This is a genomic window from Pseudomonas sp. Pseusp3 (genome assembly GCF_047304225.1).
Classification (GTDB): domain Bacteria; phylum Pseudomonadota; class Gammaproteobacteria; order Pseudomonadales; family Pseudomonadaceae; genus Aquipseudomonas; species Aquipseudomonas fluorescens_CD.
This window is the reverse complement of sequence record NZ_JBGLYV010000024.1, coordinates 41,468-56,731: the sequence shown is the minus strand read 5'-3', so window position 1 is coordinate 56,731 and position 15,264 is coordinate 41,468. Positions and strand designations below refer to the sequence as shown.

The window sequence follows — 15,264 nt, the reverse complement described above, 5'->3', positions numbered from 1 at the left end:
ACTCAGAATTGACGGGAAATCGAAAGGACCCAACGATTGTCGTCTGTCGCCCGCCTGTGCCCATCATCTTCGGCCAGGTACAACTCTCTCGCCCGGGTCGTGGTAGTGACCCAGTCAAGCCCCCAGTCAAAACCCGCCCAGCGGTGCACCAGGCCTACGCCATAGTCTGCGAAATTCGCTTCAGAGAAATTCACGATCTGCTGGTAACCGGCATGCAGCTTCAGCGTGGTGTTCATGCCCAGCGCATACTTGTAATCCAGGTCATAAAGCATGCTGCCGCGGGAGTTGCGATCCCCTTTGGCATAACACTCCAACCCCTTGGCAGGATCATCGCGGAACTGCAGCAGTGTTCCGCAAACACCTCCGGTATTGGCGCCTCGATAGGTCTTGGAGAGGACCCTGGCGATTCGACCTTCCAGTGCGCCATACCCCAACTCCAACACGGCGAATTGGCTGTTGTAGTTGGTGCTGCGCTCATCTGTCAGTGTGAATGTCTGAGCGTCGAACCGATTGGGTGCCCTGAACTGAGCATTGGGGAACATTTCGCTCGCCAGGCCCAGGCCGAAGTGCCAGGCATCCGGATCGCCAAAACGATAGCCGCCGGCAAGCAGGATCTCGACGCCATCGCCGTTCAGAAACTGCTTCTTGCTGACGGTCGTGAACTCGGCCAGGGCCACCAGCCCGCTCTCATGAGCGACTTGAATGGAAATTTTGGCCCCCGGCCCGTTCAATGAATCGGAGATACCGCGGTTGCGAATGTCAGAACTGACTCGTGCGGTAACGTCTACCGCGTAGCTGGCCATTTCGTCCGCCAACACCAGCGTTGGGGTTGCGCCGGACAACAGCAGGCCCGCCATCATGCAATGGGTGATGTTTGTACGCATGGAACTCTCCCACGAGGAAGGTCAGGTTTACAGTTTGCAAACCGGTGCGGGAGGCAGTTTTTCAACGCGTTCGAATTGCTCCGTCTGACCCAGAATCTCCGAGCCGACGAACGCCCTTACATTGAGATTTCCTTCCTTGACCCGAACGACGCCTTTGTATTTTTTCTGATTGCGCGGGTCATAGACCCACCCATCGCGCCAGGCGTCCTTCTCGTAACGATCCAATTGCATGATCTGGACGCCACAATCGCTGGTTGTCGATGCGACGTCCCTCACCCAAACGATTTGTCCACAAATTGCGCCTGCCTTGGCCGTGCAATCATCGAGCTTGATGATCGCGTCCTTTTCCGCCGTGAGCCAAAGTCCTTTGGCATCCAACGGTCCCGCCGCCGCAAAAATTTTTCCGGTGCACATCAAAGCGAGGGAAAGGAGAAGCAAGTGCCGCGCGTTCATAGTCGTGCCCTGTATTTTTTGTTTTAGAAACACCGTCACACAAACGACGCATCAGTTATGATAGTCATCGCTACACGATAGTTATAACTATCATTCTTCGCTGAATCAACTGTTTTTTCATCCTGCTATCCTTGCCTCTCACTTCTCGTTAAGGGCGCTCATGGCCAAGCTCAAAACCTCCACTCCCCTCTCCACGAACAGCGTTGGAGCAACGGAACACAAAAAGCTGCCAGCACAGCAGCGGGCGACCGAAACCTATGAGCGAATTCTCGTGGCTACGGCTCAGACACTCTGCGATGTCGGAATAGAGCGCCTGTCGACGAATCTGGTATGTGAACGAGCAGGCCTTACCCCGCCAGCGCTCTATCGCTACTTCCCCAACAAATACGCGCTACTGAGCGTTCTAGGCGATCGCTTACTGGAAAAGCAAAACGAATTGGTTGGCCACTGGATCAACCAGGAGCTGCTGACCGGCTCCCGGGAGGTACTGGAAAAGGCCCTTGCGGAACTGATACTGGATACTTATGAAGTAACCCATGCCACCTTGGGTGGGATGTGGATTCTCAAAGCACTTCGAGCAGTACCGGCGCTGGAGCATGTGAGACTCGACTCTCACCGACGTGTCGCCAGCGCGCAAGCCCAAGCGCTGGCCAGCGCTTTCCCGCACGCCGATCCGCAGATGCTTTTGATGGTTGCCCGAGTCGTGGTCGAAATGATCCATGCGACGGTCGAATTGTTGTTCGATGAATCATTGGACGCCAGACAAGTCTGCAGCATGGTTGCTGCGATGATTGCCAGCCATCTGGACCGGATCAGCCCGGTCGCGTCAATGTCATGAAATCGGCAACTCTTGACCTGAGCCCGGCGCGATCGAGCAGGTCGTATTCCTGCAAGGAGATAGGTCGGTCATCGGCGAACCTCAAGTGATCATTGGTCATGGGCGTCCTTGAGCTCGGCGGCTACCTGTCGCGAACAGGACAGACTTTGCGCACGCGGCTAAACACAGGTCGCAACCGTGGCAAGGCAAAACGTCGCCGCCGGTAGTCTGAGGTGACATCCTGGGAGACTTTCAATGACTCGCCGCGCTTACTTGGCCGCTCTGTTGACACTGACTGCATCAACCGCCTTTGGCGCCCCCAGCTACGATCATCTCTATGCTTTCGGTGACAGCTACTCTGACAATGGTGCGGGTGAAACCTTCACTAGAAACTTGGCCACTCAAAAGGTCAAAGATGCACAGGAGCTCCCCGGTTCGTTGTATTGGAAGGGACGCTGGAGCAATGGCCCCACCGCCGTCGAGGACTTGGCTCACGCCTTGAAAACCCCCTTGACCGACTACGGGATTGGCGGTGCCAAGAGCGGCAACGGCAACTACTACGCCTGGATGGAGCCATCTCGCGACACTGGGGTTTTCGGCCAAATCGCCGATCATCTGAAAGCCGCTAAAACACACAAAGCGGATCCGAGTTCGCTCTATTTCATTTTCATCTCAGCCAACGACTTTTTTGAATGGGCCGACTTCTCGCACCCGGAATCGATTGACGTGCTAAGCCACAACAGCGTGGCGAACATACAGAAGGCTACCGAGACGCTGATTGCGGCAGGCGCGAAGCACGTGATGGTCGTGGGGACTACGGATTTGAGTCACGTGCCGGCTGTGGTGCAGGGCAATCAAGTGAAGAATGCAACAGAATACCAGCAGATACTCGAGCAAAAACTGCCAGCCGTACTAACAACACTCGCTAAAGCCCATCACGTCAGCATTAGTTACTTTGACCACCTGGCCTTCAGCAACAAGCTTCGCGCGGCCCCCGATGTTGCGGGTTTGAAGGATCTGGATACCCCGTGCCAAGCCACCTATCCGGACGTCAAGCCGGTGTGTGAAAATCCAGATGCCCATTACTACTGGGATGAATGGCACCCGACCCGCAAAGTCCACACCCTGGCCGCCGAGGCGCTGCTTGAAACGTTAAAAGCCAGCCGCTGAGGTTCTCTATCAGGTCATAGCCGGCGAAGGGACTCAGGGCTGCGCGCGCGAATCATTGCCAAGGCCGGGATAGACAGTCAGTCTGAGGCTATCTATCCCTCGCGCTTTAGCCCTTACCAGGATCAGACAGCGTGCCTTAGCAGCTCCACCAATTGCGTATGCAACGCAGGATCTCCACAAGCAACGACACTCCCGCCATTTTGAGCTGTGCTGCCATCCCAGGCGGTAATCACTCCACCGGCACCTTCGATAATCGGTATCAACGCCTGTACGTCGTAGGGCTGCAAGCTAGCCTCGATAATCACATCTACAAAACCTGAAGCCAGCATGCAGTACGCATAGCAATCACCGCCGAAGCGAACCAATTGCGCCTGACTGGCCACGGATTGAAACGCGTCTCGCCGTACAGCTGAATCGAACATATCGGGTGTTGTGCACATCAGTCTTGCTGAGGAGAGACCTTGGCATGGTCGTGTCTGTAGCTTCGTACCATTGCGCCACGCACCATCCGAAGTGCCAATGTAGCGTTCGCCGGTGAAAGGCTGATTCATGACCCCGAGCACAGGGCGCTGACCATCGTTGAGGGCGATCAGTGTTCCCCATAGTGGCAGGCCGGTGATGAAAGCCCGGGTTCCGTCGATTGGATCGAGCACCCAGGTCAGCTCGCTGCTGCCTGTAATTGAGCCCTCCTCCTCACCAAGGATGCCGTGTGCGGGATACCGATCCTGAATCAGTTCGCGCATCGCTCGTTCGGCAGCCTTATCGGCCAAGGTGACCGGATCGAAGACACGACCGCCCTTATCTTCCACATCCAGCTTTGCTCGAAAGTACGGCTGAATGGCTACAGCGGCAGCATCGGCCAGCTGCTCGGCGAAGGCTTGATACTCAGCAGTTTGATCTGCGCTGATGGACATCGTTCATTACCCCGATTTAGCGAAAAGACCTGGATCTTGTCTGAGGAGACTCCTGAGTCCACCTCACCTCATCACACCCGACAAGAAAGGCCCTGGAAGGGCCTTTTGAGTTCAAACCAAATTTACCGGTTCGTCTACAGGGTGTAAGAAATACCGACCTGAACTGTTCTCGGCTCGCCCGGGTAAGCATAGACATTGCCGAAGGCGCCTTCTTCATAGTCCCGGTCGAACACGTTTTTCACATCGAGATTAAGCCTGACCTGGTCATTGATCTTATAGAAGCCGAGCAGATCAACGACGGTGTAACTGCCCATCGAAAACGCCGTGTTAGCCGTCTGGCCCGCACGTTCATCAACGTACCTACCACCCACACCCAACCCCAGCCCTTTCAGATTGCCATCCTGGAACTCGTAAACGTTCAGCAGGCTGAAGCTGTTCTTCGGAATATTCATCAGCCGGGTGCCCGACTGAATCACATTGTCCTTGGTGACCTCGGCGTCGACATAGGCATAGCCGCCAATCACCCGCCACTCCGGGGTTACATTGCCTGCCACGTTCAAATCGAAGCCACGGCTGCGCACCTCACCCGCTGCCACACTGAAGGTCGAGTCCACGGGGTCAGTGGTCAGGACGTTACGTTTTTCAATCTGGTAGATCGCCGCGTCAACGCTCAACTGGCGATCCAGGGCTTCCCATTTGATACCCATCTCATAGGACTTGCCCTTTTCCGGTTCAAAGCCGCCACCCTGTCGACTGGCCCCGGTATTGGGCTTGAAAGAGCGCGCGGTATCGGCATAAACGGCCACGGTATCGGTGAGGTCATAAAGCACGCCGATACGCGGCGTCACCGCATTGTCACTCGCCTCCCAGCTTCTGCCACCCGGCACAAAGGTTTCGTAGTCATGCTCGAAACGCTCGAAACGGGCGCCCGCCAAGACCTTCAAACGCTCAGTCAATGCCACCTGATCCTGGACGAAGGCCGCATAGGTCTTGAGGTTTTCCTTGTCGTTGGTCGGCGTGCGGGTCAAGGCTGGACGCGGCTGGCCATACACCGGATTGAAGATATCAATCGGGTAGGCACCGACTGCGCCGCTGGAGCGCTGGATGATGGACTTATAGTCGTAATCCTCGTACTCAACGCCGGTCAATAATGTGTGATCGAAGCCGCCGGTGGAGAAATGTCCGGTGAGGTTCAGTTGAGTGTCCTTGTCCGTCCACTCCAGCTTGCGGTAATTGAAGTTGCGCCCCAGCGTGCGCCCGTCGGCGGCAACGCCATTTGCTTCAACGGCGTTGCCCTGCAACGTGCCATCGAGCCATTGGAACCCACCACCCAATGTCCAGTTGTCATTGAGGAAGTGCTCGAAACGCAGCTGCGCGATGTTGTTGTCGTTGTGCAACTTGCCGACGTTTTTCTCACCGAAGAACGTATCACGCGACGCGATGCCAATCTGATTCGGATAGTGCGTCAAGCCGCGATCCAGTGGGTGATTGTTGCGCATGAAGTCGCCTTCGAAGATCACCCTGGTGTCGTCGGTGGCTTGCCAGGAAATAACCGGCGTCACGCCATAACGTTCGGTTTCAACATGATCGCGGAAGGTATCTCCGCCCTCTCCTACCACGTTCAAGCGATAGGCCAGGCGTCCTTCTTCGTCGAGCGGGCCGGAGGCATCCAGCGTGCCACGCTTCATTCCCTGGTCGTCGAGTTGGCTGCCCAACGTCACAGTAGACTCAGGCAGAGGCTGCTTGGAAACGACGTTGAACGTGCCACCTGGATCACCCCGGCCGTAGAGCGTGGTCGCGGGGCCGCGCAGTACTTCCAGGCGCTCGATGGTGTTCGCATCCGGCATGTTCGGATAACCACGGTTGATCGGGAAACCGTTGCGATAGAACTCGCCGGTGGTAAATCCACGCACCGTGAAGGTGGTCAGTCCCTGGCCGCCGAAGTTGTTGGCCCGCCCCACTCCGCCGGCATAGTCAAGGGCGTCCTGCAGGCGAGTCGCCCCGATGTCCTCGACAACATCTTTGGTCACCACGCTGATGGACTGCGGTGTCTCGTGAATCGCAGTGTCGGTTCGCGTCGCGCTGGCAGAACGGGTTGCACGGTAGCCCTGCACTGGCCCTTGGGCCGTTTCGTACTCCGAGGTACCGACGATGTCGGTCACCTGCAACTCCAGACTGGTTTTATCGGTTGCCGCTTGCTCCGCCCAAGAGGAAGCGGAAAACGCCTGAAGCACACAGATAGAGACCAGAGTACGACGCATCGAGGAAACCTTGTGAAAATAGCCAAACGGTATGGCATACATGCCAATAATTCGCGGCGCATGGTATATCACATTATTTGCTTTTGATACGTATTCGCACTTGTATTTTTGAAGTGTTCTCGCAGCGCTTCGAGCTCCTGTTTATTCATTCAAAAAAAAAGGTCCCGAAGGCCCTTTGTATTCAAAAAATCACTTGGTCAGCCAAGACTCGACTTTGCAGCCCGGTGTGGGCACAGTCTTTCGCTACATGAGGATGGATGCCTCGTTGAGGCCTAAGGAGAATGCCGTGTTTCCGATCAATATCTGGCTTGCCTATACTGCCGCCTGCTTGCTATTGGTGCTCGCACCAGGCCCGGACAATCTGCTGGCCGTAGGCCGAGGACTCAGTCAGGGCAGGATAGCCGCTGTCGTATCGGGCATGGCATCCGGGGCGGGAATTCTCTTTCATGTGGCAACTGCTTCGCTAGGACTGACTTTGCTTATGCAAACGTCCGCAGTAGCCTTCTGGGTCGTCAAGCTTATCGGCGCCGGTTATTTACTTTGGCTCGGCATCAAAGTACTACGCTCTCGTAGCCTGATTAGCTTCCGGCCAACGACTCGACAATCTCTGCCGAGCATTTTTCTCACGGGATTTCTCTCGGCAGCACTCAATCCAAAGCCTGGTTTTTTCGTACTTGCATTCATCCCGCAATTCGTCGACCCACAACGCGGTTCAGTGAGCGTGCAGATGCTGGTGTACGGCATATGGTTCGCCGTACTTACGGCAGTGGGATTCGCACTCATGGGCGTATTTGCTACTGCACTCTCCCGGTTTTTGCGTCAGAGGCCACGACTGGTGAATGGCCTGAACGTCGGGGCAGGACTCACCTTCGTCGCTTCGGGAGTATCGATAGCGGCGCTCAGCCAAAAATAGGATCAATGCAATGGCGTGCGAGGCTGAAATACCAGCCTCGCTGAGCCTCGGTGATTATGAAAGCTGACGACTTTAAGACTTATCTTTCAGGGCTGAGTGAGTTTTCAACTCTTCGTCAATGAATGCAGAGATCATGGCCCTGTATACCCGCTCCACGACATCAGGTGAGGCACCGGAATCGTTTGCAATTCCGCGCACTTTGCTGATGACCTGTTCAACCCGCGCTGGAGCGCGCACATCATCAGTGGTTTTCTTGAAAGCCGCCGCCTGGGTGACGAGGTTGCCGCGCCTGGCGAGGAGTGCAACCACATCGCGGTCGATGCGGTCTATGTGCTGACGAACTTCTTCGATTGATGTGCAACGTACTTCCATATAAATATCTCCTTCTAAGTAACCGGAATGCGTCAGTTTTTCCGCAGTCGAGAACACATGTCGTTTCTACCCTCAGTCCAAGTCCACAGAGGCAGGAAACGCGACGATGTCATTCTGCATTCAACCGGGTCGTGAAATACCGTGATGACGCAGTTTGCGATAGAGCGTATTGCGGCTGATCCCTAGGCGGGCGGCAACATGGGCGATATGCCAGTGTTCCGCCTCAATCAACGTTAGCAGCGTCTGCCGTTCGGATACTCCAAGCGGATTTTCGGCCAGCGCGGCTGTCGCTGGCACTGCCGGCAGCAACTCCGCCAAGTCGTCCAGAGTGACACGCCCCTCCAACGCCAACGCTACCAGTGTGCGCAAGCACGTACGCAACTGCCGGACATTGCCTGGCCAAGGCTGCTTCAGCAAGAGCTCTCTGACGCCCGCCTCCAGTCGAATCCTTGCACCTTTTGTCTCTTCGCGCAGCAGAAGGTCGAGCAAACGGCCCTTGTCTGAACGCTCACGCAACGGCGGGAGCTGCACGGCGAAGCCAGCAATGCGATAAAAAAGATCTTCGCGAAAGCGCCCTTCGGCCACACAGGCCTGCAGATCCTGGTGGCTGGCACTGATAAGGCGTACGTCTAGCGGACGTGCCGTTGCGCCACCTAGCGGCACCACCTGACGTTCCTCCAGCACGCGCAGCAGGCGAGTCTGTAACGCCAGTGGCATATCGGCGATTTCATCGAGAAATAGAATGCCGCCATGGGCCTGCTCCAGCTTACCGATCATCCCGTCCTTGCGTGCGCCGGTGAAGCTGCCGCCGCGATAGCCGAACAGCTCGCTCTCGATCAACGTTTCTGGGATGGCCGCGCAATTGATCGCCACAAACGGCTGGCTCGCTCTGGAGCTGGCGCGATGCAGCGCCGCAGCAAAAGCTTCTTTGCCGGTACCGGTTTCGCCCTGTAAAAACACCGGAACGTCACGCTCCAAAACACGCAATGCGCGAGCAAAACCGCGTTGCAGGCGCGGGTCTTCCAGACACACGTGTACGTCGTTGATTATGGGAGTTGGGGGAATGACCAAGGGCGCCTGGTGCGCGGGTTCTCGCAACTGTCCGTAGAGCAGGCGTCCGTCCACCAGCCGCATTGGCCAACAGACACTCGGCTGAGCGCTGGCCTGACTCATCACCTGATCAATAGGGGTTTCCAGCAGTATCGTCAGAGATTGCCCAACCACCTGGTCACGGCTGAGGCCCAGCAGATCCAGCGCAGCATGATTGATTGAACAGATACGGGCACTCTCGTCGAAACTGAGCAGGCCTTCACCCAGCAGCCCAACGAAGCCAGCCTCAGGGTGGAAGCGCAGCAAGTATCGCTGCGGATCATGCCCCAAGAAAAAACAGCTCTCGATCAACTTGGCTGACAGGTTGGTCAATGCCATGGCCTGGAAGTGTTGCTGAAGACTGTGGTCATCCCTCACAGAAGAGAGATTGAGCACGGCTAGCAACTCACCACTCGCATCAAATATCGGGCTCGCCGAACAGGTCAGACCGACGTGCTTGCCACGGAAATGCTCATCACGGCGGATGGTTACGTGCTGTCGCTCGACCAGGCAGGTGCCGACACCGTTGGTGCCCTCACAATCTTCACTCCATACCGAGCCGAGCCACAGCCCGGAACGCTGAAACTCCGCTCGTTCGGATTCGTTAAACACACTGTCGATCGCCACACCGCGAGCATCGGTGAGTAGCACCACGTGGCCATCACGTCCGAGTTGTTGGTGCAAGTTGCTCATCTGCCAATGCGCCACAGCGATGATGTGTTCCAGTGGCGCGCGATGATCCTGCAAGCGTGGATGCTCAACCACGTTAGGTGCGCGGCGACTGGCAGGATCGAGCTGATACTGATCCAGGCACCGGCGCCAGGATCGTGTGATGGCCAGGTCAGCAGTAGGGCTGTGGCTGGCGATAGTGCCCTGCACGGCTTGTAGCACTTGCTGTGCATGGGCGTTGATCAAGGCCGGCTTCATTGTTCTTGTTCTCCGCTACGGTCAGGACACGGGTCTGTTCGCAGCTTATATGAAAAGATCGCAACGAGCGCTTTTTGCACCGGGTGACACTCTGTCATCCACCATTCCCGGAATCGTGACATAGATCCGAGTCAAAGCCTGAGCAGTACTGCAGCAGCCGCTCTGCACCGGGGCTTTCATGAAGATGGCCCGGGCCTTGCTCTGGGGCAAGTTGTTACAAAAACAACAAGATCGGGAGAAGCCCCATGAACATCGCTGTTGAAACACCTCTGCACACGCCAACTGCTCAGCTCGCGGCTTGGGTCGAAAGCCTCAACGAGCGTCTCGTCCAACGTGATTTGGACGGCGTACTGGAACTGTTTGCCGAAGAGTGTCACTGGCGTGACCTGCTACTTTTCAGCTGGAACCTGGTGACCTTGGAAGGCAAGCCTGCCATCCGAGACATGCTCGAAACACGCCTCGACCAGACTCGTCCTGAGCGATGGAAACTGGAGGGTGAGGCGACGCTGAATAATGGTGTGCTCGAAGGCTGGATCAGCCTGGAAACCGATGCGGCGCGAGCTAAAGGCTACGTGCGTCTAAAGGAGGGCCTGTGCTGGACGCTGTTGACGACCATGCGCGAGCTCAAAGGCTTTGAAGAACCCAGCGGCCGCCGTCGCCCAATGGGTGCCAGTCATGGTCACGCCCACGCCGACAAACGCAACTGGCTGGAGCGCCGTCGTGATGAAGAAGCTTCGCTAGGCATCACCACCCAACCTTACTGCCTGATCGTAGGCGGCGGCCAGGGTGGGCTGGGGCTCGCTGCGCGACTCAAGCGAATGGGCGTGCCAACCCTGATCGTCGACAAAGCCGAGCGTCCTGGCGATCAGTGGCGCGGTCGCTACAAGTCGCTGTGCTTACACGACCCTGTCTGGTACGACCATATGCCTTACCTGCCCTTCCCCGATCACTGGCCGGTCTTCACCCCAAAAGACCAGATTGGCGACTGGCTGGAAATGTATACCAAAGTCATGGAGCTCAATTATTGGCCGCGTACAGAATGCGTGAACGCCAGCTTTGACGAGCAAAGTGGCACCTGGAAGGTTGAAGTGCAGCGCGATGGCGAGCGTGTGACTTTACAACCGACCCAGTTGATCCTCGCCACCGGCATGTCTGGCGTACCCAATGTTCCTGGTTATCCGGGTGCCGAGGTTTTCAATGGCCAGCAGCATCATTCCAGCCGCCATCCCGGTGGAGACGCCTGGAGCGGCAAGCGCGCGGTGGTCATCGGTGCGAACAATTCGGCTCACGACATCTGCGCCGACTTGGTGGAGAACGGCGCCGAGGTGACCATGGTGCAACGCTCCAGCACCCACATCGTGCGTTCCGACAGTTTAATGGATCTCGTCTTCGGCGGGCTCTACTCTGAAGACGCCCTGGAGACGGGGTTGACCACGGACAAGGCTGACATGCTGTTCGCCTCGATCCCCTACAAGGTTATGCCAAGCTTTCATCAACCCATCTTTGACGCGATCAAGGAGCGTGACAAGGATTTCTACGAGCGCTTGGCCAAGGCCGGCTTCATGCTCGATTTCGGTGACGACGAGTCTGGCCTTTTCATGAAGTACGTACGCCGTGGTTCTGGCTACTACATCGACGTCGGCGCCTCCGAACTGATCGCTAATGGCACGATCAAGCTCAAGAGCGCGCCTGGTCTGGGTGTCGAACGCATCGAAGCAGATGCCGTCGTACTCAACGATGGCAGCCGACTACCGGCAGATCTGATCGTCTACGCCACGGGCTATGGCTCAATGAATGGTTGGGCGGCGAAGCTGATTTCCCAGGAAGTAGCTGACAAGGTCGGCCGCTGCTGGGGCTTGGGTTCTGGAACCACGAATGATCCTGGCCCGTACGAGGGCGAACTGCGGAACATGTGGAAGCCAACACAGCAGGAAAACCTCTGGTTCCACGGTGGCAACCTGCATCAGTCACGGCATTATTCGCTGTATCTGGCACTGCAGTTAAAAGCGCGCTTCGAAGGTATCGACACATCCGTCTACGGTCTTGCCGAGAGTCACCACACAGGCTGAGTCAAATGGCGCCCAGCCGTGGTTGGGCGCCTCTCCACAATGCCCCGGACGCATTCCGGATGAAGCGCCTCAGGAGCTCGAACAGAATGTCGGCGATGCTGTATTTTTGATCGAAGAGTTTGTCGGCAATACGCGCTGCCTAGTCCTATCAAAAAAGCCTCAAATTGCGGATCGCATAGACGAGCTCACAGAAACCTGGAATAGCGAACAGCACGTCAGCGCCGAGGACAAATGAGGAAGCACCTATGCATCAAACCTAGGGCCCGCGATGAAACTCGTAAGGTTGATCCGCCACGCGGAGAGCTCCGCTAACGCCGGTCTAGCCACGGCAGCACCGGACTCAATACCACTGACTGAAAACGGTCTGCATCAAGCTCGTGAACTTGCTGAGTCCATAACGTGCACGCCCGACCTGATCATCTCATCCCCCTTTGAGCGCGCTATCGCAACCGCATTACCAACCACAGGGTGCTTCCCTGACGTGTCATTCGAAGTGTGGCCGGTCGAAGAATTTACGTATTTGAGCCCAAACCGCTTCGCCGGCACTACACAGACCGACCGTAAACCACATGCGGAAAGCTATTGGAAAAATGGTGCCGCGGAGTTTACTGATGGGCCTGGCGCTGAGTCGTTCGATCATCTGCTCGAGCGCGCAGATGCGATGCTGGCCAAGCTTGCGGATCACGATGCTCAGAACATCCTGGTCTTTAGCCATGGGCAATTCATCAGAGCTGCCGCTTGGCTGATCAAGCACGGAAGCCACGCTCGTTCATACGAACTCATGCGTGAATTTCGAGCTCACGATGTGAGGAAACCTTTTAGAAATTGCTCGAGCTATCAGCTTGTGTTTAGCGACGGCAGATGGATAGTTGAATGGCAGATCGACTCTACTGATCAAGAGAGATTTAGCGACGAGTTCTGCACAAGCGAGCGTTCTCGGTGACACCGTTTTAGCCAAGCTTCGCTGTCTCGCCAGCAAGCCCGGAAGCTTCGGTGTAACGTAATTTTGTGCATCGTAACAATCGCAACGTTACACATAGAAAATTGCGTTACAAGCCAACAAACTCGGAGTCAAGAGCTCAAAACTATCATTCAAATCCGACTGCGTAACTGGCTCAATGGTACCTCAATGTTGCGCTCTCCCCTCCCGGAAAATCTAAGCAAAGCCTGGCCTTGCCCAAATGAGCGATAAAACGACCAGCGTCTCTTTTGAATGAAGCTAATGACGAAACTCAAAAGACAACTCCTCTCTCCAGTCGACCGATCAGATCGAGGACTGCTTCTGTCTCTACTCTCGTGCCCAGCATTTCCAAGGAACACCTCGAACCCAGTCCTTGCACGGGTTACTTCATACTCGCTCATGACCTGAGCCAGATAACCACCTCCAGCTCACGGTTTTGAGGTTTCCACATCACGAGCAATCGTAAGCATAGGTATTCATTGGTTTTTTTTGATTTCGTGCTTGACGCCTCAGCCGTAAAAGACGTTTAATTCCGCCGCGGCCCAGATAGCTCAGTCGGTAGAGCAGGGGATTGAAAATCCCCGTGTCGGCGGTTCGATTCCGTCTCTGGGCACCATTACTTCTAAACCCCTGACTCCTTATGGTTTCAGGGGTTTTCTATTTGCGGGCACCGCAGCTGTTTGTAAACACACTATCTATCCACCCCCTTTAAGAGCGCGTGCATTTAAGTCTCCGATTCGAGGGCTTAGTGCTAGGCGTCCTGCTACGCTGGCCCCTTTCATGAACGCCGGTTCAACAGGAGGGCTGCGATGGATCTGAAGTTCAGTCACGTAGATGTACTGGTCAAGAATCTCGACGAAGCCAGTGCTTACTACGCACAGATACTAAACGCCAGGATCTCCAAAACGCTCGTCTGGGAACGAGGTGGTCTGCACGTGCGCTATGCGATTGCGCTGATTGGCCAAGAGCGTTTCATGTTGGTACAGCCGTTGGCGGGGAACTTGAAAGAGTTATTGGATTCGTCGGGTGAAGGGATGATTTACCGCCACTGCTACTCGACACCGGACATCGAGAAAGCCTATGACGAATTGATGGCCGCAGGTGTTCAGCCAGAAGACGAAAATGGAAAGCCATTGGCTCGTGCGAACCTGCAATCCCCGTCTGGGGCACGCATCATTTGGTTGCCCAAACGCTTCGGGCACTTCTCTATTGAGATACTGGAAGATAAAGCGCTGGAGGCATTTATCGAGGCTGCGTTTTCCTAAGAAAATTCTGCAGTGGGCGTGGGCGTCGTGAGTACAATGCGCGCCCTTAATTGGCTAATGCTTTCCAATGAAAAAACTGCTTTCCGTAGTAGCGCTGCTGACCTTCTCAGTAATCACCCCCGCCTTCTCAAGCCCTCCATCGACCTTTTCCGAAGCCAAGGTCATCGCCAAGCAAAAGATCTACCTCGACCAGGCGAACAGTGCCATGGGCGAGCTGTATTGCGGCTGCAAATGGACATGGGTAGGTAAGTCAGGTGGCCGGATTGATGCTGAGTCTTGCGGCTATCAAACCAGGAAACAACAGAGCCGCGCGGAACGGACTGAATGGGAACACATCGTTCCTGCCTGGACATTCGGTAACCAACGCCAATGCTGGCAGAACGGTGGCCGAGAACATTGCGTGGATGATGATCCCGTATTCCGAGCGATGGAAGCTGATCTGTTCAACCTCTACCCATCTGTTGGGGAGGTAAATGGCGACCGCAGCAATTTCAATTACGGGATGGCCTCTGGGGTAGCGCCGCAGTATGGGCAGTGCAAGACGCGGGTTGATTTCGATCAACGGGCTGCGGAACCGCGCGATGAGGTCAAAGGGCTGGTCGCGAGGACTACCTTTTACATGTTCGACAGATACAAACTGAGCATGTCTCGTCAGCAGCAACAGCTACTGATGGCCTGGGACAAGCAATACCCGGTTTCGCCTTGGGAGAAAGAGCGGGATCGACGCATTGCAGCAATCATGGGGCACTCCAATCCATTTGTAACTGGCGAGCGTCAATGGTCGCAAGGATACAAGGCGGTTGGTGATGGGGTGGTTAGCGCCGTTCCTGTTAATCCTCCGCGAGTAGCCGCCCAGCCAACCCTAGCAAGCGCGACCGGAGTAGGTTCGATCATTGGCAACCGAAAGAGTCAGGTCTATCACCTCTCTATGGGGTGTCCTGGTTATGGTCAGGTGTCCGAAAAGAATCAGGTTTCCTTCACCTCAGAATCTGAAGCTCAGGCAGCGGGATATCGAAAGGCAGGCAACTGCAAGTAGCGCGATCTTGTATTGGCGGAACGCTATGGGGTTTCCGGCTCGGTAAAGCATTACGTCGAGCCGGGCCTCACGGGCCCAAAGGAGCGATAGCAACAATCAGCGTCAGCTTCCACTGCCAGGTGTGGCGCGATGA

Annotated in this window: 14 protein-coding genes, 1 tRNA gene and 1 pseudogene; 9 read left to right on the top strand and 7 right to left on the bottom strand. The window is 55.9% G+C overall.

Annotation, left to right across the window (positions count from 1 at the left end; genetic code table 11):
* Positions 1-2: 2 nt before the first annotated feature.
* Both ACCD00_RS10855 and ACCD00_RS10850 read right to left on the bottom strand, forming a co-directional pair.
* Entirely contained in the window at positions 3-884 is an 882-nt protein-coding gene (locus tag ACCD00_RS10855) for a TorF family putative porin (RefSeq protein ID WP_413424316.1), read from the bottom strand.
* 27 nt (positions 885-911) lie between these two features.
* Positions 912-1,337, bottom strand: a complete 426-nt coding sequence (locus tag ACCD00_RS10850; RefSeq protein WP_413424314.1) for a DUF2147 domain-containing protein — start codon at positions 1,335-1,337, stop codon at positions 912-914.
* Between the two features lie 160 nt (positions 1,338-1,497).
* Here ACCD00_RS10850 and ACCD00_RS10845 point away from each other — a divergent pair, with 160 nt between their 5' ends.
* Both ACCD00_RS10845 and ACCD00_RS10840 read left to right on the top strand, forming a co-directional pair.
* Complete coding sequence (locus ACCD00_RS10845) at positions 1,498-2,175, top strand: TetR/AcrR family transcriptional regulator (protein WP_413424312.1); 678 nt, start codon at positions 1,498-1,500, stop codon at positions 2,173-2,175.
* A gap of 234 nt (positions 2,176-2,409) precedes the next feature.
* Positions 2,410-3,324, top strand: a complete 915-nt coding sequence (locus ACCD00_RS10840) for an SGNH/GDSL hydrolase family protein (protein ID WP_413424310.1) — start codon at positions 2,410-2,412, stop codon at positions 3,322-3,324.
* Between the two features lie 122 nt (positions 3,325-3,446).
* On the opposite strand, the gene hisN is transcribed toward ACCD00_RS10840, so the two are convergent.
* Both hisN and ACCD00_RS10830 read right to left on the bottom strand, forming a co-directional pair.
* Entirely contained in the window at positions 3,447-4,238 is a 792-nt protein-coding gene (gene hisN, locus ACCD00_RS10835) for a histidinol-phosphatase (protein ID WP_413424308.1), read from the bottom strand.
* Between the two features lie 134 nt (positions 4,239-4,372).
* A complete protein-coding gene (locus ACCD00_RS10830) occupies positions 4,373-6,499 on the bottom strand; it encodes a TonB-dependent siderophore receptor (protein ID WP_413424306.1) in 2,127 nt (708 codons plus the stop codon).
* A 286-nt stretch (positions 6,500-6,785) separates the two neighbouring features.
* Between ACCD00_RS10830 and ACCD00_RS10825 the strand changes: the two genes are divergently transcribed.
* Positions 6,786-7,412: a LysE family translocator gene (locus ACCD00_RS10825; protein WP_413424304.1), complete on the top strand. Its 627-nt coding sequence runs from the start codon at positions 6,786-6,788 to the stop codon at positions 7,410-7,412.
* A gap of 72 nt (positions 7,413-7,484) precedes the next feature.
* Here the strand turns inward: ACCD00_RS10825 and ACCD00_RS10820 are convergent, their stop codons facing one another.
* Complete coding sequence (locus ACCD00_RS10820; RefSeq protein ID WP_413424302.1) at positions 7,485-7,784, bottom strand: chorismate mutase; 300 nt, start codon at positions 7,782-7,784, stop codon at positions 7,485-7,487.
* A gap of 120 nt (positions 7,785-7,904) precedes the next feature.
* Complete coding sequence (locus ACCD00_RS10815) at positions 7,905-9,800, bottom strand: sigma-54-dependent Fis family transcriptional regulator (protein ID WP_413424300.1); 1,896 nt, start codon at positions 9,798-9,800, stop codon at positions 7,905-7,907.
* 245 nt (positions 9,801-10,045) lie between these two features.
* Between ACCD00_RS10815 and ACCD00_RS10810 the strand changes: the two genes are divergently transcribed.
* Genes ACCD00_RS10810 through ACCD00_RS10800 form a run of 3 tightly spaced genes read left to right on the top strand, consistent with a single transcriptional unit; the run spans position 10,046 to position 12,812 of the window.
* Positions 10,046-11,869, top strand: a complete 1,824-nt coding sequence (locus tag ACCD00_RS10810; protein ID WP_413424298.1) for an NAD(P)-binding domain-containing protein — start codon at positions 10,046-10,048, stop codon at positions 11,867-11,869.
* Between the two features lie 22 nt (positions 11,870-11,891).
* A complete protein-coding gene (locus ACCD00_RS10805) occupies positions 11,892-12,104 on the top strand; it encodes an AbrB/MazE/SpoVT family DNA-binding domain-containing protein (protein ID WP_413424296.1) in 213 nt (70 codons plus the stop codon).
* 33 nt (positions 12,105-12,137) lie between these two features.
* The gene (locus ACCD00_RS10800; protein ID WP_413424294.1) at positions 12,138-12,812 is read left to right on the top strand and encodes a histidine phosphatase family protein; all 675 of its coding nucleotides are present in this window, start codon (positions 12,138-12,140) and stop codon (positions 12,810-12,812) included.
* A gap of 289 nt (positions 12,813-13,101) precedes the next feature.
* Here ACCD00_RS10800 and ACCD00_RS10795 read toward each other — a convergent pair.
* Positions 13,102-13,212 (bottom strand): annotated as a pseudogene (locus ACCD00_RS10795) (antitoxin); the annotation flags it as partial.
* A 158-nt stretch (positions 13,213-13,370) separates the two neighbouring features.
* Here ACCD00_RS10795 and ACCD00_RS10790 point away from each other — a divergent pair.
* From ACCD00_RS10790 to ACCD00_RS10780, 3 genes are all read left to right on the top strand, one after another.
* Positions 13,371-13,446, top strand: a tRNA-Phe gene (locus ACCD00_RS10790).
* 193 nt (positions 13,447-13,639) lie between these two features.
* A complete protein-coding gene (locus ACCD00_RS10785; protein WP_413424292.1) occupies positions 13,640-14,095 on the top strand; it encodes a VOC family protein in 456 nt (151 codons plus the stop codon).
* A gap of 67 nt (positions 14,096-14,162) precedes the next feature.
* Positions 14,163-15,131 (top strand): endonuclease, encoded by a 969-nt coding sequence (locus ACCD00_RS10780; protein WP_413424290.1) that lies wholly within the window; start codon positions 14,163-14,165, stop codon positions 15,129-15,131.
* Positions 15,132-15,264: the final 133 nt, after the last annotated feature.

Bases quoted from the DNA above. Each gene is read 5' to 3' on its own strand.
- ACCD00_RS10855 (WP_413424316.1), bottom strand. From the start codon at position 884: ATGCGTACAAACATCACCCATTGCATGATGGCGGGCCTGCTGTTGTCC.
- ACCD00_RS10850 (WP_413424314.1), bottom strand. From the start codon at position 1,337: ATGAACGCGCGGCACTTGCTTCTCCTTTCCCTCGCTTTGATGTGCACC.
- ACCD00_RS10845 (WP_413424312.1), top strand. From the start codon at position 1,498: ATGGCCAAGCTCAAAACCTCCACTCCCCTCTCCACGAACAGCGTTGGA.
- ACCD00_RS10840 (WP_413424310.1), top strand. From the start codon at position 2,410: ATGACTCGCCGCGCTTACTTGGCCGCTCTGTTGACACTGACTGCATCA.
- hisN (WP_413424308.1), bottom strand. From the start codon at position 4,238: ATGTCCATCAGCGCAGATCAAACTGCTGAGTATCAAGCCTTCGCCGAG.
- ACCD00_RS10830 (WP_413424306.1), bottom strand. From the start codon at position 6,499: ATGCGTCGTACTCTGGTCTCTATCTGTGTGCTTCAGGCGTTTTCCGCT.
- ACCD00_RS10820 (WP_413424302.1), bottom strand. From the start codon at position 7,784: ATGGAAGTACGTTGCACATCAATCGAAGAAGTTCGTCAGCACATAGAC.
- ACCD00_RS10815 (WP_413424300.1), bottom strand. From the start codon at position 9,800: ATGAAGCCGGCCTTGATCAACGCCCATGCACAGCAAGTGCTACAAGCC.
- ACCD00_RS10810 (WP_413424298.1), top strand. From the start codon at position 10,046: ATGAACATCGCTGTTGAAACACCTCTGCACACGCCAACTGCTCAGCTC.
- ACCD00_RS10800 (WP_413424294.1), top strand. From the start codon at position 12,138: ATGAAACTCGTAAGGTTGATCCGCCACGCGGAGAGCTCCGCTAACGCC.
- ACCD00_RS10785 (WP_413424292.1), top strand. From the start codon at position 13,640: ATGGATCTGAAGTTCAGTCACGTAGATGTACTGGTCAAGAATCTCGAC.
- ACCD00_RS10780 (WP_413424290.1), top strand. From the start codon at position 14,163: ATGAAAAAACTGCTTTCCGTAGTAGCGCTGCTGACCTTCTCAGTAATC.